At 68.4% G+C, this 18,140-nt stretch carries 15 protein-coding genes; 5 read left to right on the top strand and 10 right to left on the bottom strand.

The genetic code is table 11. The annotated features are described in order from the left end of the window. Positions 1-19: 19 nt before the first annotated feature. Both IWX75_RS05550 and IWX75_RS05545 read left to right on the top strand, forming a co-directional pair. Positions 20-1,057: a glycosyltransferase gene (locus tag IWX75_RS05550; RefSeq protein WP_196821226.1), complete on the top strand. Its 1,038-nt coding sequence runs from the start codon at positions 20-22 to the stop codon at positions 1,055-1,057. Then, entirely contained in the window at positions 1,054-2,028 is a 975-nt protein-coding gene (locus IWX75_RS05545; protein WP_196821225.1) for an NAD-dependent epimerase/dehydratase family protein, read from the top strand. The genes IWX75_RS05550 and IWX75_RS05545 overlap by 4 nt, the downstream gene beginning before the upstream one ends. Here IWX75_RS05545 and IWX75_RS05540 read toward each other — a convergent pair. The 10 genes from IWX75_RS05540 to argS form a co-directional block, all read right to left on the bottom strand. Next, the gene (locus IWX75_RS05540) at positions 1,973-2,752 is read right to left on the bottom strand and encodes an L-threonylcarbamoyladenylate synthase (RefSeq protein WP_196821224.1); all 780 of its coding nucleotides are present in this window, start codon (positions 2,750-2,752) and stop codon (positions 1,973-1,975) included. The genes IWX75_RS05545 and IWX75_RS05540 overlap by 56 nt on opposite strands. 57 nt (positions 2,753-2,809) lie before the next feature. Next, positions 2,810-3,712 carry a glycosyltransferase gene (locus IWX75_RS05535; protein ID WP_196821223.1) on the bottom strand — a complete coding sequence of 301 codons (903 nt, stop codon included), beginning with the start codon at positions 3,710-3,712 and terminating at the stop codon, positions 2,810-2,812. A gap of 34 nt (positions 3,713-3,746) precedes the next feature. Continuing rightward, a complete protein-coding gene (prmC, locus tag IWX75_RS05530) occupies positions 3,747-4,640 on the bottom strand; it encodes a peptide chain release factor N(5)-glutamine methyltransferase (protein ID WP_196821222.1) in 894 nt (297 codons plus the stop codon). After that, positions 4,633-5,712 (bottom strand): peptide chain release factor 1, encoded by a 1,080-nt coding sequence (gene prfA, locus IWX75_RS05525; protein WP_196821221.1) that lies wholly within the window; start codon positions 5,710-5,712, stop codon positions 4,633-4,635. Before prfA ends, prmC begins: the two co-directional genes overlap by 8 nt. Before the next feature lie 224 nt (positions 5,713-5,936). Beyond that, positions 5,937-8,177 (bottom strand): transcription termination factor Rho, encoded by a 2,241-nt coding sequence (gene rho / locus IWX75_RS05520; RefSeq protein ID WP_196821220.1) that lies wholly within the window; start codon positions 8,175-8,177, stop codon positions 5,937-5,939. A 296-nt stretch (positions 8,178-8,473) separates the two neighbouring features. Beyond that, entirely contained in the window at positions 8,474-9,445 is a 972-nt protein-coding gene (thrB, locus tag IWX75_RS05515; protein WP_196821389.1) for a homoserine kinase, read from the bottom strand. Between the two features lie 11 nt (positions 9,446-9,456). Beyond that, complete coding sequence (gene thrC, locus IWX75_RS05510) at positions 9,457-10,560, bottom strand: threonine synthase (protein WP_196821219.1); 1,104 nt, start codon at positions 10,558-10,560, stop codon at positions 9,457-9,459. Then, on the bottom strand, positions 10,561-11,892 hold the full coding sequence (locus IWX75_RS05505; RefSeq protein ID WP_196821218.1) for a homoserine dehydrogenase: 1,332 nt from the start codon (positions 11,890-11,892) through the stop codon (positions 10,561-10,563). After that, positions 11,889-13,385, bottom strand: coding sequence for a diaminopimelate decarboxylase (gene lysA, locus IWX75_RS05500; protein WP_334684128.1), 1,497 nt, complete (start codon positions 13,383-13,385; stop codon positions 11,889-11,891). The genes IWX75_RS05505 and lysA overlap by 4 nt, the downstream gene beginning before the upstream one ends. 2 nt (positions 13,386-13,387) lie before the next feature. Beyond that, positions 13,388-15,037, bottom strand: a complete 1,650-nt coding sequence (gene argS, locus IWX75_RS05495; RefSeq protein ID WP_196821216.1) for an arginine--tRNA ligase — start codon at positions 15,035-15,037, stop codon at positions 13,388-13,390. 168 nt (positions 15,038-15,205) lie between these two features. Here argS and IWX75_RS05490 point away from each other — a divergent pair, with 168 nt between their 5' ends. From IWX75_RS05490 to IWX75_RS05480, 3 genes are read left to right on the top strand one after another with little or no spacing between them, the layout of a single operon-like run. After that, on the top strand, positions 15,206-15,745 hold the full coding sequence (locus IWX75_RS05490) for a hypothetical protein (RefSeq protein ID WP_334684127.1): 540 nt from the start codon (positions 15,206-15,208) through the stop codon (positions 15,743-15,745). Between the two features lie 14 nt (positions 15,746-15,759). After that, on the top strand, positions 15,760-16,617 hold the full coding sequence (locus IWX75_RS05485; protein ID WP_196821215.1) for an FAD:protein FMN transferase: 858 nt from the start codon (positions 15,760-15,762) through the stop codon (positions 16,615-16,617). Continuing rightward, the gene (locus IWX75_RS05480) at positions 16,618-18,138 is read left to right on the top strand and encodes an FAD-dependent oxidoreductase (protein WP_196821214.1); all 1,521 of its coding nucleotides are present in this window, start codon (positions 16,618-16,620) and stop codon (positions 18,136-18,138) included. The last annotated feature ends 2 nt before the right edge of the window (positions 18,139-18,140 follow it).

Here is an 18,140-nt window from a genome sequence, read left to right as displayed (position 1 = left end):
GCGGCGCGGAAGGATCACGTTGCAGGACCCAGCAGCGGGCGGCCGCCTGTTTCTCGTCATCACCACCTTCAACCGGTCCGACTATCTCCGCGGCCTCCTCGATTCGGTGGCCCTGCTCGACCCGGCGCCGGCCGGCGTCGTCGTGATCGACAACGCCAGCACCGACTCGACAGCCGACGTGGTGGCCGGTGCAGCGCTTTCGCTGCCGTTCCCCCTCCTCCACCATCGGCTGCCGGTGAACATCGGTGGAGCAGGCGGTTTCTCGGCAGGAATCCAGCGTGCACTGTCCGAGGGTGCCGACTGGTTGTGGCTGATGGACGACGACGTCGTGGCCCTTCCCGACGCGCTGGCGGCACTGAAGCCCTGGATGGAGCGCTACCGGTGCCTTCACGGGCGCCGGTGGGACCCGTCTGGCAAACCCTTCTTCTGGCAGCACCACCTCAATGAGTTCCTCGGCGTCCACCTTCCCGTGCGCGGGAATGTCTTCGCGGACTCCCGCGTGTTCCACACGAACGTCGGATGCTTCGAGGGCATGCTGGTGCATTCCGATGTGGTGCGCGACGTTGGCCTGCCGGATCCCCGGTTCTTCCTCAACGGCGACGACACCACCTACGGCTGGTTGATCTCGCAGCGGTATGCCGTTGCCTATGTCGACGAGTTCGTCCTGCGGAAGGCGCGCCCGCAGAAGCAGATCGACCTCGGGTTGAGGCACCTCAACGACTCGAGCGACCTCGGCAGGTTCTGCGCGATGCGGAACCGCGGGCACCTGGCGAGGTATCTGCAGCACCAGGGCCGCTGGAACCGGACGGGCTTCGCCCTCGGCACCGCCCTGACCGCGGCCAAGGAAGTGTTCCGCCTCCTGGCGGTAGAACACACCTTCTCCGGGTTGAGCGCTGTGTGGCGCGGTTGGCGGGAGGCGCGGGAGATCCTCGCCGACGAGGACTGGCTGCCCATGCCGCCGCTGGTCCCTGCCGGCGACATCCCGGGCCTCGGCCGTTCCGGGGTGCAGAGGATTCCCGGGACGAACGGCATCGACAACGCTCCGGGCGCACCGTGAGCTGGGGTGTCGTCGGGGCTTCCGGCTTCGTCGGTTCAGCGGTGGTTTCGGCCCTCCGGAGGGCCGGGATCGACGTCGTTCCCCTTCCCGCACCGCGGCTGGCCACGGACCTGCTCGACGCCGATCACCTGGCGGAGGAGGCCCGGAGCCACCCCTGCCTCGCAGACCTCGAGGCAGCCCTCCGGCCGTGCCGCGTCGTGGTCAACGCGGCAGGGCTCGCAGCACCGGGCGCTGCTGACACCCCGGAGCTGCGCGGAGCGAATTCGCTGCTGCCGGCGGTCCTCGCGGAGGCCGCCGAGCGGGTGGGTGTGCACCGGTTCCTCCATCTCAGCAGTGCCGCAGTGCAGGGCAGCAGGCCGGTACTCGATGAAACCGGGGCCACGAGCCCGTTCTCCGCGTACTCCCGCAGCAAGGCACTCGGTGAACAGGTCCTGCGGTTGCGGTCGCGGTCGGACGCACGAGCAGGTACCGGCGACCGGGGTCTGGAGATCACCGTCGTGCGGGCCACTTCGGTGCAGGGTCCCACCCGCCCGACAACGGTGGCACTGGCGCGTCTTGCACGCTCCCCGCTGGCCTCGGTTGCTGCTCCCGGCGAAGCTCCCACGCCCGTGGTGTCGGTCGGCGCGCTGGCCGACCTGGTGGTCGCGGTCGGTGATTTCCCGTCGAGGCTGCCGTTCCTCGTCCTTCAACCCTGGGAGGGACTGACCGTGCGGACGGTCCTCGAGGCTGCCGGCGGCAGGCCCAGGGAGCTCCCGCGCTGGCTGTGCCGTGCGGCACTGCGCTGCGGCTACGCGGCGTCGGCCCTTACCGGCGGGCGCCTGTCGGGTGCGGTGCGGCGAGCCGAACTCATGTGGTTCGGCCAGGCCCAGGCGCCCGGCTGGGCGGAGCGGCAGTCCCTGGTGCCGGAACCCCGGATCAGGGCCGTTCTTGGGGCTGCAGCCGGACAGGTGCCTCGGGGTCGGAGACGGTAACTGCCGTGGACCCACCGTCGGGGAACTTTCCTTCGGACGATCCATCCTCAGGCGAATCCTCCGCCGGCGCTTCATCGATGCCCAGGAGGTTGGGAACGGTCCGCCTCAGCCGGTCCAGCGGGATCGATCCCTGCCGGACCACGCGGAGGACCTCCGACGTCGCGTCGACGATGGTCGAGCCGACCGACGACCCGGCCGAGCGCGTTCCGCCGTCGAGGTAGACCGCTGCTGACTCCGCCAGCTGGGCCATCGCCTCGGCGGCAGTGCTCGCGGCCGGCTGACCGGTCCGGTTCGCCGAAGACACCGCCAGCGGACCGGTCATGGCGAGCAGGTCGAGGGCCACGCGGTCGTCGGGCATGCGCAACGCCACGGTGCCGAGGGTTTCGCCGAGGTCCCAGGTGAGGGACGGCTGGGCGTGGCAGATGATGGTCAGTGCTCCCGGCCAGAACGCCGCGGCCAGACGCCGTGCGTCGGGATGGACGTCGATGGCGAGACCGTCCATGGTCTGGACCCTCGGAATGAGGACGGGGGGCGGCATGTTGCGGCCGCGCCCCTTCGACGCGAGCAGTGTTGCCACGGCCTGCGGTGAGAAGGCGTCGGCAGCGATCCCGTAGACCGTGTCGGTGGGGATGACAACGCACTGTCGAGCTGCGAGCGCGCGTTGCGCGGCAGCGATGCCTTCGCTGCGCTGGTCGGGATCGGAGCAGTCGTAGCTGGTGGTCACTGGATCATTCTTCCATCCGCTGGAACACTGGCGCACATCGGGAGCTTCCTATGTCCTTCAGGCGCCGGGCGGAGGGCCGAAGCCGGTTCCCCGGAAGCCCTTCGAGTATGCGCTGAACCACGCGGCCAGCCCGCGGAGGTTGCCGGTGGTGAGGAAATGGTAGGGGAATCCGACGATGTCCGCGCTGAACCACCTCAGGTTGCGGTACTTCCGCGTGAGGTAGCCCCGGTTGCGGAAGTAGCAGAACCGCTTGTACTCGCCCTCCGGAACGACCGGCGTGAGGAAGCCCCTGAAGATCGGCTTCATTTCGCTCCAGGACGCCGGATGCCGCACGGCGACCGTTGTGACCGTGCCGTACTTCATGCCGGCCTTTCTCACCCGGGAGAGAAAATCGACCTCGTCGCCCCGGATGAAGAATTTCATGTCCGGCAGGCCCACCGTGGAGAAGACGCTGGTACGGATCAAGGCGCCGTTGAAGAAGTGCACCATGTTGGGCAGGTACCCCAGGGGCTCGAGCCGTGCCCGCTCATTGGTGATGAGCCCCTTGAGACGGAAGTTGAAGGACAACCGGCCAGGGTCTCCCGTGGCCGCCACCAGGGGACTGACGACGTCCAGCTCGTGCTCATCCGCGGCCTTCAGCAGCTCCGCGAGGCAATGCTCGTCCTCGGGATGGCCGTCGTCGTCCATCATCCAGACCCACTCGGCGCCGCTGGCGATGGCCGCGAGGATGGCGAAGGCGAACCCGCCGGCTCCGCCGAGGTTCGCCTCCGACCGCAGGTAGTTGATATTGCTCCCGCCGGAGGCGACGACGTCCGTCGCCGGTACGGTTCCGGAGTCCACGAGGGCGATCGAATGGATGGGCGCGGTCTGCGCGGCAAGGCCCTCGAGCAGCAGGGCGAGCTCACCGGGACGGTCGAACGTGACGGCGGCAACGGCGACCTTCGCCTGCGCTCCCGTCATCGCCGGATTCCGCTCGGGCAGGTGGGGTGGAAAGTCATGGAGTCCTTCTCGCTTCTGACGGTGCGGGGCTTGTGAGGACCGCACTCGTGGCCCGGTCGCGCCCGGTGAGGTCGCGGTGGGTGGTGATGGAGAGCCAACAGCCGGCGCGCCCGAGGAGCGACGCCACCGCGCCGGCCTGTACCTCTGCGTGCTCCATCACGAAGTAACCGCCCGGCTTCAGGAGGCGTCCGGCTGATGCTGCGGCGGCAGCGGGCAGTTCCATGCCGTCCCCTCCCCCGCCGTACAAGGCCATCTCGGGATCGTGAAGGGCTACCTCGGGCTCGTTGGGCACCGCAGCGGAGGGAATGTAGGGCGGATTCGACACCACGACGTCGAAGGTCGCATCGTGCTCCGCAAGGGCGTCGGCGAGGTCGCCCTGCACCAGCGTGACCCCGTGTGGGCGGAGGTTGCCCTCCGCCCACGCCACCGCGAGGTCACTCAGTTCGACGGCATAGACATCAGCGCCGGGAACCTCGTCGGCGACGGACGCCGCAATGGCCCCGGAACCGGTGCCGAGGTCCACGATCTTCGGCGCGTCGAGTGTCAGCGCATGGTCGATCACCAGTTGCGCCACGGATTCGGTCTCGGGGCGGGGGATGAAGACTCCCGGTCCCACGGCGAGTTCGACGTGTCGGAAGTACGCGATGCCGGTGAGGTGCTGCAGCGGGGTGCGGCGCGCCCGCTCCTCCACGAGGTCCCCGAGACCGTCGGGCGCCGCGGAACCGGTGAGCACCAGGGCCCTCAGACGCCCGGGGCTGACCTTCAGCAGGTGGGCGGCGAGCAGTTCGGCGTCGACGCGCGGGCTCGGTACCCCTGCCGCCGTGAGGCACCGGACGGCGTCCTGCAGTGCCTGTTCGAGGGTGTCGGGAGCCCCGGGCAGGCTACTCATCCGCCCCGATGGCGTCGAGCCGGGCCTGCTCGTCCATCTCGATGGCGGCCTGCACCACCGGTTCGAGCTCGCCGTTCATGACGGCGTCCAGGTTGTACGCCTTGTAGCCGGTGCGGTGATCGGCGATGCGGTTCTCGGGGAAGTTGTAGGTGCGGATGCGCTCGGAGCGGTCCATGGTACGGATCTGCGATTTCCGGATGTCCGAGTTGACGGCGTCGATTTCCTCCTGCTTCGCGGCGAGGATTCGCGACCGCAGCACGCGCATGGCTGCTTCCCGGTTCTGCAGCTGCGATTTCTCGTTCTGCATGGCGACGACGATCCCCGTGGGAAGGTGGGTGATGCGGACGGCCGAGTCGGTGGTGTTCACCGACTGGCCACCGGGGCCGGATGAACGGTAGACGTCGATCTTGAGATCGTTCTGGTTGATGTCGACTTCCTCCGGCTCATCGACCTCGGGGAGGATGAGCACGCCTGCGGCCGAGGTATGGATGCGGCCCTGGGACTCCGTCACGGGCACCCGCTGGACGCGGTGCACGCCTCCCTCGAACTTGAGCCGGGCGTAGACGCCGTCGGCGGGGTCGTTGGAGGAGCCCTTGATCGCCATCTGGACGTCCTTGTAGCCGCCCAGATCCGACTCGTTGGCCGAGAGGAGTTCGGTCTTCCAGCCGCGCGATTCCGCGTAGCGCGAGTACATGCGGAGAAGGTCGCCGGCGAACAGCGCAGCCTCGTCGCCGCCCTCCCCGCCCTTGACCTCGATGATGATATTGCGGCCGTCATTGGGATCACGCGGGATGAGCAGGCGCCGGAGCCGTTCCTGCGCGAGAGCCAGCTGCTCCTCGAGGACAGGAACCTCGGCGGCGAACTCCGGATCCTCCCCCGCCATCTCCCGGGCGGCCTCGAGGTCGTCCTTCAGGGCGCTCCACTTGTTGTTGGCGTCGACGATCCTGCCCAGTTCCGCATACCGCCGGCCGAGTTTCCGCGCCAACGGCTGGTCGGCATGCACTGCCGGGTCGGACAACTGGAGCTGCAACTCGGAGTGCTCGTCGAGCAGACCCTGGATGGACTCGAACATTCGTTGAACCTCTTTCGGCCGGAAAAGCCAGTCTTGGGAAATCATCGGCTGCACTCGAATCACGGCTTCCAGCCCGGACAGCCGTGATTCCTGCGCACTCGATGGGGGCTGTTAACCGCAAGAGCCGCCCAGGGCCACGCCTGCCCCGGAACAGCCCGCTCTCCCGGAAGATCCGGCAAGGCAAGCTGTTCTGGACGGACGGTGCCGTGAGCGGCTCAGCTCAGCTAATCGGAGTCTTTGGACCCCAGCGTGGTCTTCTGGACCTGCATCAGGAATTCCACGTTCGACTGCGTCTCACGGATCTTGTTGGTCAGCAGCTCGAGCGCCTGCTGCGTCTCGAGACCGGAGAGCACCCGGCGGAGCTTCCACATGATCTTGACCTCGTCAGGCGACAGCAGGTTCTCCTCGCGGCGGGTACCCGAAGCGTTGACGTCGACGGCTGGGAAGATGCGCTTGTCGGCGAGGTTCCGGGAAAGCCGGAGCTCCATGTTGCCGGTGCCCTTGAACTCCTCGAAGATCACCTCGTCCATCTTCGAACCTGTCTCCACCAGCGCAGTGGCGAGGATGGTCAGCGAACCGCCGTTCTCGATGTTGCGGGCGGCACCGAAGAAACGCTTCGGCGGGTAGAGCGCCGCCGAGTCCACGCCGCCCGAGAGGATACGGCCCGACGCCGGAGCGGCGAGGTTGTAGGCACGGCCGAGGCGGGTCATGGAGTCCAGCAGGACCACCACGTCCTGGCCCATCTCCACCAGGCGCTTGGCGCGCTCGATGGACAGTTCGGCCACTGTGGTGTGGTCATCGGCGGGTCGGTCGAAGGTCGAGGCGATGACCTCACCCTTCACGGTCCGCTGCATGTCGGTGACTTCCTCGGGACGTTCGTCGACGAGCACCATCATGAGGTGGACCTCAGGGTTGTTGATGGTGATGGCGTTGGCGATCGCCTGGAGGATCAGGGTCTTGCCTGCCTTCGGAGGCGACACGATCAGACCACGCTGGCCCTTGCCGATCGGCGCCACGAGGTCGATGACGCGGGGCCCGATCTTCTTGGGATCCGTCTCGAGGCGCAGGCGGTCCGAGGGATACAGCGGCACGAGCTTCGCGAACTCGACGCGGTCCTTGAGGTCCTCGGCCGGCTTGCCGTTCACCGTGGTGATCCGCACCAGGGCGTTGAACTTCTGGCGCGTGCTGGCCTGCGTCTCACCCTCACGGGGTGCGCGGATGGCACCGACGACGGCGTCACCCTTGCGCAGGTTGTGCTTCTTGACCTGGGCGAGCGTTACGTACACGTCGTTCGGTCCGGGGAGGTAGCCGGAAGTCCGGACGAAGGCGTAGTTCTCGAGCACGTCGAGGATGCCGGCAACGGGCAGCAGGACGTCGTCGTCGGTGACCTCGACGTCGTCGACCTCGGGGTTCTGGTTGCGTCCGCGGCGGCGCTCGTTGCGGTCGTTGCGGTCGTTCCGGTCACGGAAGCGGCTGCTGCGGTCGTCCTCGCGGGGGGCGTTGCGCGTGGGACGGTTCCGGCGGTTGCGGCCACGGCCCTCATCGTCATTGGTGTTCGCATTCGCGCCGCGGTCGTTGCGGACGTCAGGGTTGCGATCGTTGCCGGCGCGGTCGTTGCCGTTGCCGGCGCGGTCGTTGCGCACGTCGGCGTTGCGGTCGTTGCCGGTGCGGGCGTCGGCGTTGCGGTCGTTGCCGTTGCGGTCGTCGTCGCGCTCCGAGCGTGAACGGTTGCGCCGCTCATTGCGGTCGGCGCGGGTCTCGCCCTGCTGGGCGTTTCCTGCCTCGCCCTGTTGAGCGTCGACCGGCGGATTCGACTCCGCCTGCTGGTCGGAGCGTTCCTCGCCGCGGCGTCCGCGCCGGTTCCGCTGGCCGCGTCCGGTGTTCTCGCGCTCGTTCGAGCGGTCCTCGGAATCACGGGTATCGCCACGGGTATCACTGCCGGAATCGGAGTCGGCGCTGCCGCCGGTGTTCTGGCCGGACGCTGAGGTCGGATCCTGTCCGGACGCTTCGCCGGACGTGACCTCGCCCGTGGTGGCTGCGTCAGCCGAACCCGCGGGAGCCTGGGCGGTGACGACGCCGTCGCTGCCTGCGCGGCGGTTCCGGTTACGGGTGCGGGGCTGGCGTTCGGCCTGCGCGGAAGCGTCGTTGTCCTGCCCGGCCGGCGAGTCCTGGGATGTCCCGGCGTCCTTCGCGGGCGCTTTTTCCGACACCGCGGCCGCGGTTTCGGTGCGCACTGCGGGAGTCTTCTGGCGGTCGGCTACTGCCGAGCCGCGCTGGTGGTCGGAGATCGCCGACACAAGATCGCTCTTGCGCATCCGCGATCCGCCGGTGATACCCAGCTGTCCGGCAAGAGCCTGCAGCTGTGCAAGCTTGAGGCCCGCGAGGCCACTGCTCTTGGATGCTGCGCCGTTTGATTCGGCGGCTTGTTGGTCCACACCTGGTAACAGGTCAGTGGTTTCAGTCACGAAGGATCCTTCCCCCTCGTCGGGCGGCCACCCTCGGGTGTGCCGCGTTGGTTTGCCCCGATGCCGCAGAGGACAGGCGGGGTTCGGCCGAGCCGGAAACTTTCCGGGGTGGCCGGGTGTGCTGGAAGCCTAGGGATATCCGCACGGGGAAGGTTCGCGACCCACCCATGCACCGATAAGTTCGGAGGCTGCACCGGAATTTGCGCTACTGCTGACAGGTTTGCAGTTTCACGGCGGTCGAAAGAGAATGACGGCCGGTCCAACAGAAGCACACGGCAGAAACGTAAAGACGGTTCCTACCCCGGGTGCACCCCCAGTTTAGCACCTTCGCCGTCCACATCCAGTCGGAGGACCCGCCAGGATTCCGGCGTGTCGGATGCACCGAGCAGCGATTGCACGGCGGTGACGGTCTCGGCCGCCTGCTTCTCCCCCACCGCCAGTGTCATCACGGTGGGTCCGGCACCCGAGATCACCGCGGCGAAGCCCTCCGCCCGTAGGGCCCGCACCAGTATCGCGCTGGCCACCATGGCCGGTGCCCGGTATTCCTGGTGGAGGGAATCCTCCGTCGCGGGGAGCAACAGGTCCGGGCGGGCTGTCAGGGCATGGACCAGGAGCGCCGCGCGTCCTGCATTTGTTGCTGCACTCCGGTGCGATACCGACGGCGGCAGGAGCGCCCTTGCACTTTCCGTGGACAGCGATCCGCCGGGGACTGCCGCGACGGGGATGACGTCAGGGTGCACCTCGAGGCGGGCACTCGAGTATGCCTTCCCGCTTTCCCAGGAGATCGCGAGGGAACCGGAGAGGGCTGCCGCGACGTTGTCGGGGTGCCCTTCGAGCGTGGCGCACCACTGCAGAAGAGCCTGGTCATCCATCCGGTCGGCGTCGTCGAGCAGTGCGTTCGCCGCCACCGCACCCGAGACGATCGCCGCGGCCGAGGAACCCAGCCCGCGGCCGTGCGGCAGCACATTCACCGTTTCGATCTCCAGGCCCGGGGACCGCCTGCCCACCCGGTGCAGGGTCGCGAGCAGCGCCTTGGCCACGAGGTGGAGCTCGTTCCGAGGAAGCGCTTCGGCGCCCTCCCCCACGGGGAGAACCGTCGTCGTGCCCGAATCGACGGAACGCACCCTCACGGTGTCCCGCAGGGTCACCGCGAGGCCGAGCGTGTCGAAGCCGGGGCCGAGGTTGGCGCTCGTTCCGGGGACCGTCACCTCGAACGATTGACCGGCGGCGATCGAAGGACCTGCAGGGCTCGGCCGGACCGCGGACAGGTGCGGCACGCTCAGCCCTCCAGCCCGAGCGCTGCAGCCACGCTCACGACGTCGAACTCCACCTTGGTGGGTTCGACATCCGAGCCGTTGGCGGTCCGCAGTGCCCACTGGGGGTCCTTCAGGCCATGGCCCGTCACGGTGATGACGATGGTCTTGCCGACGGGGGCGAGCCCCTCGGCGTGCTTCTTGATGAGCCCCGCCACGCCGGCCGCGGAAGCCGGCTCGACGAAGACCCCCTCCCGGGAGGAGAGCCAGCGGTGCGCATCGAGGATCTCGTCGTCGGACACGGCCTCTATCAACCCGCCCGATTCATCGCGGGCGGCTACTGCGTAATCCCAGGACGCCGGGTTCCCGATGCGGATGGCCGTCGCGATGGTGTCCGGCTCGGTGATGGGGTGGCCCTTGACGAACGGCGCCGCTCCCTCGGCCTGGAAACCCCACATCACCGGGGTCTTCGTGGCCACAGCAGGCAGTTCCCCCGCGTGCAGGGAGGCATAGGGTGCCGCGTACTCCTTGTAACCCTTCCAGTACGCGCTGATGTTTCCCGCGTTGCCGACCGGGAGCAGGTGGTAGTCGGGTGCGTCACCGAGGGTGTCCACCACTTCGAAAGCAGCCGTCTTCTGGCCCTCGAGGCGTGCCGGATTCACTGAATTCACGAGGAAGACGGGGTACGCCTCGGCGAGCTTGCGTGCGACGTCGAGGCAGTTGTCGAAGTTGCCGTTGACCTGCAGCAACTCGGCACCGTGGGCGATGGCCTGGCTCAGCTTGCCGAGCGAGATCTTGCCGTCGGGGACCAGGACCGCGCAGGTGAGCCCGGCCTGCGTGGCGTACGCCGCCGCGGAGGCCGAAGTGTTGCCCGTCGAGGCACACACGACCGCCTTCGCTCCGGCCGCCACCGCGGCGGTCATGGCCATGGTCATCCCGCGGTCCTTGAAGGACCCGGTGGGATTCATCCCCTCCACCTTCAGGTACACCGAGGAGCCGGTGAGTTCCGAGAGGTGCTTCGCATGCACGAGGGGCGTACCCCCCTCGCCCAGGGTCACCACCTCGGTGGTGTCGCTGACGGGCAGGCGGTCGGCGTATTCACGGATGACTCCGCGCCACTGGTGGGCCACTTAGATTCCCTCTACTCTCAGGACTGATGTCACGGCGTTGATGACGGAGAGCCCGGCGATCTGCTTGACGGTCGCCGCAAGCGAAGCCTCGACGGCGCGGTGCGTGACGATCCGCAGTTCCGCCGTGGGCTCGCCGTCCTGCCCGGTCTGGTCGATCCGCTGCCGCATCGTCTCGATGGAGACGCCGTTCTCGGCGAAGATGTGCGCGATCTTCGCGAGCACACCCGGCTGGTCCGCCACCTCGAGGCCGATGCTGTAGCTCGTGCTGACGGTGTCGATGCCGCGCGCCGGAACATGGCCGGTGGTGGTTTCGGTGCGGCCGGGGCCTCCGAGCACCATGCGGCGGGCAGCGCTGACGACGTCGCCCAGCACGGCCGACGCCGTGGGCGTTCCCCCCGCACCCTGACCGTAGAACATCAGCTCGCCCGCGTTCTCCGCCTCGATGAACACGGCGTTGAAGGCGCCGCGCACTGCTGCGAGGGGGTGGGTCCGCGGCAGGAGGGTCGGGTGGACGCGCACGCTGACCCCGGGCTCGCCGCCGTCGTCGTTCCAGAATTCCGCGATGGCGAGGAGTTTGATGACATAGCCGTCGTCCTTCGCCGCAGCGATGTCCGCAGCGGTGACCGAAGTGATGCCCTCGCAGTGGACGTTCTCGAGCGCGAATCGCGTGTGGAAGGACAGTGAAGCCAGAATGGCGGCCTTCGCCGCAGCGTCGTGGCCTTCGACGTCGGCGGTAGGATCCGCCTCGGCGTACCCTAATGCCTGAGCGTCCTTCAGCGCGTCCCCGAAGGAGGCTCCCGTGGAATCCATCTGGTCCAGGATGTAGTTCGTGGTGCCGTTGACGATGCCCAGGACGCGCTGGATGCGGTCGCCCGACAGGCTGTCGCGGATCGGCCGGAGGATGGGGACCGCCCCGGCGACGGCCGCCTCGTAGGAGAGCTGAACCCCCGCGGCGTCGGCCTTCTCGTAGAGCGCCGGCCCGTCCTGTGCCAGCAGGGCCTTGTTGCCGCTGACCACCGACGCGCCGTGTTCGATGGCGCGGAGGATCAGTGACCGGGCGGGCTCGATCCCGCCCATCAGCTCGATGACGATATCGGCGTCCTCCACGAGCGACTCGGCATCGAGGGTGAGAAGGCTGCGCGGGATCCCGGCGTCGCGGGTCGCGTCGAGGGACCGTACGGCGATCCCGGTCAGCTCGAGCGGCGCGCCTGCCCGCAGGCCGAGGTTCCCGGCATCCTCGATCAGGATCCGGGCCACCTGGGAACCGACGTTGCCGCACCCCAGAAGTGCCACGCGCAGGGGTGTGCCGGGGGAGAATCCAGTGCTGTTCATACTGTCGGTTCGGCTCCTGAGCTGGGGGATGGGGATACCGGGGAACGGGGGATGTCCCGCGCCAGCAGGTCATCCTCGGTCTCGCCACGGACGATCAGCCGGGCTTTGCCTCCGGCCACCGCCACGACCGGCGGCCGCGGGATGTAGTTGTAGTTGCTGGACAGGGACCAGCAGTAGGCGCCGGTGCCGGGCACCGCGAGGAGATCGCCCGCCGTGGTGTCCGTCGGAAGGTAGACGTCCCGCACCACGATGTCGCCGCTTTCGCAGTGCTTGCCGACCACGCGTGACAGCACGGGCTCCGCGGTCGGAAGCCGCGATGCCAGGACGGCCGAGTAGTCCGCGCCGTACAGCACCGGACGCGCGTTGTCGCTCATGCCGCCGTCCACCGACACGTACCGGCGCGGGTGGGTGACGTCCTGCTCCGGCCCGGCGCCGTCCACCCGCACCACCTTGGTGGTTCCCACGGTGTAGAGGGTGAAGGTGGTCGGACCCACGATGGCCCGGCCCGGCTCGATGGAGATGCGGGGGACGCGCAGGTCCAGCTCCGTGCAGGTGGTCCCGACGACGCCGGCCATGGCCTGTGCGATGTCCCGCGGTGGACGCGGCGTATCGGCCTCGGTATAAGCGATGCCGTAGCCTCCGCCGAGGTCGAGCTCCCGAAGTTCGACACCGTGGCGGTCCCGGACCTCGGCGAGGAAGCCCAGCAGCCTCCGTGCTGCGAGTTCGAAGCCCTCGGGCTCGAAGATCTGTGACCCGATGTGGCAGTGCACGCCCAGGAGGTTGATACCGGGGTGCCGAAGCGCGGCCGACACGGCCTGGGCGGCGGGTGAGGCGCCGTCGTCGTCGGTGGTGTCGGGATCGGTTGCCAGCGACAATCCGAATTTCTGGTCCTCGTGCGCCGTGGCGATGAACTCGTGCGTCTCGGCGTGGACGCCCGGCGTGACCCGCAACAGAACGTTGGCCGTGACGCCGCGCTCCACTGCCAGGCCACCGACCAGCGCGACTTCCTGGAGGCTGTCGACCACGATCCGGCCGAGATCGGCGTCGAGCGCACGCGTGATCTCCGCTGCCGACTTGTTGTTGCCGTGCAGGCCCAGTCGATGACCTGGAATTCCGGCACGAAGGGCCACAGCCAGCTCGCCGCCCGAACACGTATCAAGTCCGAGGCCTTCCTCCGACACCCAGTGGGCAACCTCGGAGCACAGGAAGGACTTGCCCGCGTAGAAGGTGTCCACTCCCCCGCACAGCTCGCGGAACGCCTCGTTGAAGGCGTCCCGGAAGGCCGAGGCGCGGGCGCGGAAATCCGTTTCGGAGACGACGTAGAGCGGAGTGCCGAACTCCCGCGCGAGGTCCGTCACGCGGACGCCGTCGATCTCGAGGGCGCCGTCGGAGCCGCGGAGGACGTCCTCGGCCCAGAGCTTCCGCTCGAGGGCCGCGGGATCCGCAGGTACGGTCAGCCAGCCGGGGGCCAGCGGCGATGCGTCGACAGCCACGCCTACATCCTTTCCGGGGCAGAGACACCCAGCAGCGCGAGACCGTTGGCCAGGACCTGCTGCGTGGCGTTGTTGAGCCATAGTCGGCTCCGGTGCACTTCCTCCACCGGTGCGTTCCCCAGCGGCGCGATCCTGCAGGCGTCGTACCAGCGGTGGTAGGTGCCGGCGAGGACTTCGAGGTGGCGGGCCACGCGGTGCGGTTCCCGGAAGGTGGCGGCCGAGGCGACGATTCCGGGGAACTGTCCGAGCGCGGCGAGGAGCTCACCCTCCGTGGGGTGCTCCAGCGTGGCTGCGTCGAAGCTTCCGGTGTCGACGCCTGCCGAGACGGCGTTGCGCTCCACCGCGTGCGTCCGGGCATGGGCGTACTGCACATAGAACACCGGGTTCTCGTTGCTCTTCTTGGTGAGCAGATCCAGGTCGATGTCGATGTTCGAATCCGCCGAAAAGCGCGCCAGGGTGTACCGGGCGGCGTCGACACCCACGGCGTCGACGAGGTCCTCGAGCGTCACCACGGTTCCGGCGCGCTTCGACATGCGGACCGGCGCGCCGTCCTTCATCAGGTTGACCATCTGGCCGATCAGGACCTCGACGGCGTCGGGGTCGTCGCCCAGTGCCGCTGCGGCCGCCTTCAGCCGGGCCACATAGCCGTGGTGATCCGCGCCCAGCATGATGATGTTGAGGTCGAATCCGCGCCGGCGCTTGTTGACGAAGTAGCCGATGTCGCCGGCGATGTAAGCCGGCGAGCCGTTCGACTTGATGACCACGCGGTCGCGGTCGTCACCGAAGTCCGTGGACTTCAGCCACCACGCCCCCTCCTCGAAGAACAGGTTCCCCGACGTTTTCAGCTGCTCCAGCAGACCCTCGACGAAGTTGTCGGCGAAGAGTGAATGCTCGTGGAAATAGACGTCGAAGTCGACGCCGAAGTCATGGAGGGACTTCTTGATGTCGGTGAACATGAGGTCGACGCCGACGGCGCGGAACGTCTCGAGGGCTTCCGCCTCGTTCAGGGACAGGGCATCCGGCTCCTTCGCCAGGACCCGATCGGCGATGTCGACGATGTACTGTCCCCCGTAGCCGTCCTCCGGGGCAGGGCTTCCCGAGGCGCTGGCGAAGAGCGACCGCGCAAAGCGGTCGATCTGCGCCCCATGGTCGTTGAAGTAGTACTCCCGGGTGACCTCGGCGCCCTGCGACTGCAGGATCCGCGCCAGGGCATCACCGACGGCCGCCCAACGCGTACCACCGATGTGGATGGGGCCCGTCGGGTTCGCCGAGACGAACTCGAGGTTGATCTTCCGTCCCGCCAGGGCGTCGTTCGTTCCGTAGGCGGCTCCGGCTTCGACGACGGTGCGGGCGAGTTCGCCGGCGGCACCGGCGTCGAGGGTGATGTTGAGGAAGCCCGGCCCGGCGATGTCAACGCTCTTCACGCCCTCGATGGCGGCCAGGCGTGCACTCAGGATCTCCGCGAAGTCGCGCGGCTTCATGCCGGCCTTCTTGGACAGCTGCAGCGCGATGTTGGTGGCCCAGTCCCCGTGCTCCCGGTTCTTCGGCCGCTCGACCCGGACTTCGGAGGGGAGCTCGATGGAGAAGTCGCCGGCCTCGACGGCGTTCTTCAGGCATGCGGTGATAGCGGAGGAGAGTTGTTCAGGAGTCACCGCTCCAGCATAACGGCGCGCAACAGGGAGGCCGTTTTGTGTGACGGCACGCGCCCGTCCGGAACGCCGTATGGAACGAAGTACCTCCGACCATGCTGGAATGGGCACACGCCCATTCCCGTTCCGGGGCCAGCGAGCGCTGAGCCTGCATCCGCTAGGAGACCCGTCGTGAACCCCAAGAATGCCAAGACGACCCCCGCCCGACAGGGCAGCCCCGGCAGGGCCGTCCTGACCGCCCTTGCCGCGGTGTCCCTCCTCGGCGCTGCCGGCTGCGCCGGTTCCTCCGATGCCGCCCAGGATGCTCCAGAAGCCGGTGAAGGCACCGCGACCACGGCGCCCGCCGCTGCGGAACCGTCAGCGGCGGCCGGTGGCACGGCGGCTGCAACGCCTGGGAATGCTGCTTCGGACCAGAAGTACGAGGACGGCACCTATACGCAGGTAGGTACGTACGTCTCCCCCGGCGGGCCCGAGGAGATAGGGATCACGCTCACCCTCGAGGGTGATGCCGTGACCGGCGCAGAGGCCGAGCCCATGCCCTCCAACCCGACCACCGAGATGTACCAGGGGCGCTTCGCCAGCGGTATCCAGGAGGAGATCGCCGGCAAGAAGCTCGACGACCTGGAGGTCGACAAGGTAGCCGGATCCTCCCTGTCCAGCGGCGGATTCTCCGAAGCCGTCGAGAAGATCAAGAGCGAAGCCGCACTCTAGGCACGGCACCCGCAATGACGAGCAGCTTTACCTTCGAGGCGATCGGCACCGCCTGGCGCGTGGACAGCGGCGCCGAGCTGGATCCCGCGACGCGGGGCGGCGTCCTCGACCTCACCGAGGAATACGACGCCGTGTACTCACGGTTCCGCGCGGATTCGGCGGTGTCGGCGCTCGCGAGGGCAGGCGGCTCGCTGACCCTTCCCGACTCCGGCGCGGCACTCGGCGCCCTGTACAGCACCCTCTACCGGATCACGGGTGGCTCGATGTCACCCCTCGTGGGTTCGGTGCTCGAGCACCAGGGCTACGACGCCGCCTACAGTCTCACGCCGCGGGGGCCGGCGAGCGCCGCGCCGCGGTGGGAGGACGGTCTCGAGTGGAAAGGCAACATCCTGACCGCTCGTCGGCCGGTTCTCCTCGACGTCGGCGCTGCGGGCAAGGGCCAGCTCGTGGACCTGGTGGGGGCTTTCCTGGCGTCCGCCGGCTACGACGACGTCCTGGTCGACGCCAGCGGCGACATGCTGCACCGAGGGCTCCGTCCGCTGACCGTGGCCCTCGAACACCCCTATGATCCGACGTCGGCCATCGGCACCGTGGTGCTCGACAACCGCGCGCTGTGCGCGTCGGCCTCCAACCGGCGGGCGTGGGGCGATGGGCTCCACCACGTGGTCGACGCCGCGACAGGCAGAAGCGTGGAGCGCGTGGTCGCCACGTGGGTGCTCGCCGCGGACACGATGACGGCGGATGCCCTTGCCACGGCACTCTTCCTGACGGAGCCGGACAACCTGATGCCCGAGTTCGAGTTCGATTACGTCCAGGTATTCTCCGACGGGCGCGCCCGCTACTCCCCTTCCCTGAATGGAGCGCTCTTCTAGATGAAAACCCGATTCGATACCCTGCTGGGCCGGTTCACGATGTACCGGCTGACCCTGGCCCTCCTGGTGGCGCTGGCACTTGAGGCATTCCTCCTCTCCGCCGCCGGGCTGCTGGCTTTCACCCTCACCGAACTCGCCGCGACCCTGGCCGTCACGCTCATCTCCACCGTGGTGGGCACCCGGCTGATGGCCCTCGTCCTCCGGCTCCGGCCGCACACTGAATCGACGCTGATCACCGGCCTGATCCTGTTCTTCGTGATGTTCCCGTCGAACACCGTCACCGGACTCGGCGGCATCGCCGTGGCAGGGCTCGCAGCGGCCGCCTCGAAGTTCCTCCTGGCCGTGCGTGGCCGTCACATCTTCAACCCCGCGGCCATCGGTGCGGTGATCGCGACGCTGCTGGGGGTCTCAGCCGCAGGGTGGTGGGTGGCCAACCCCTATCTGCTGCCGCTCGTCCTCCTCGGCGCCCTCGTGCTCCTGTACCGGACGGGGAAACTGACTCTGGGACTGGCTTTCGTGGCGGTGAGCGCTGCCATCCTGATCGGAGGCCTTGTGGGCAACGGCCTCACCGCGGGGGCGGCCGCACAGCTGATCTTCCTTTCCTATCCCATCCTGTTCCTCGTCGGGTTCATGCTGACCGAACCCCTGACCCTCCCACCGCTGCGGTGGCAGCAGCTCGCGGTCGCCGTCGTCGTCGCCGTCGTCTTCGCCTCCCAGCCGAGCATCGGCCCCATCCTCCTGGGACCGGAGTTCGCCCTGGTGATCGGCAACGCGGTGGCCTTCCTGATGGGTCAGCGCCGGGGGGTGCGCCTGCGGTACACCGGCCAACGGCAGCTGACGCCCACAAGCACCGAGCTGGTGTTCGAACCGGCCCGTCCCGTGCGGTTCGACGCCGGGCAGTACATGGAACTCACCCTCCCCCATGCACGCGCCGACGCACGCGGGGCCCGCCGGACGTTCAGCATCACCTCGGCGCCCCAGGACACCTCACGGATCAGCTTCGGCCTGCGTACCGCCGACCCGGGCAGCTCCTTCAAGAAAGCCCTGCTCGGCCTCCGGGAGGGCGCGAGCATCACCGGCACCCTGGTGGGCGGGGATTTCCGGCTGCCCGGCGATCGCTCCGTTCCGCTGCTCCTCGCGGCGGGCGGAATCGGCGTGACGCCCTTCCTCAGCCAGCTGCGGGACGTCGTGGAGCGCGGGGAGGAGCGCGACGTCGTCCTGCTCTATGTCGTGACGGCGCCTACCGAAATCGCCTACCTGGCCGAATTGAAGCACCTCGGCACCCGCGTGATCCTGTTCGCGTCGGCAGATCCGTCCGACGACGGCGTGGAGCTGCCCGCCTCCTGGCGTTATGCCGGATCCGGCTACCCGGACGCCGACGCGCTGCTCAGGGAGATCCCGGATCTTTGCGAGCGCAGGGCCTACGTCTCCGGGTCCCCGAGGATCATCGCCCACCTCAGGGCAGCGTTGAAGCAAGCCGGGACCAAACGGGTGGCTACCGACGCGTTCGTGGGGTACTGAAC

It is taken from the genome of Arthrobacter sp. CAN_A6 (genome assembly GCF_015751715.1).
Taxonomy (GTDB): domain Bacteria; phylum Actinomycetota; class Actinomycetes; order Actinomycetales; family Micrococcaceae; genus Arthrobacter_D.
The sequence above is the reverse complement of the archived record's forward strand: the minus strand, read 5'-3'. Positions and strand labels throughout refer to the sequence as shown.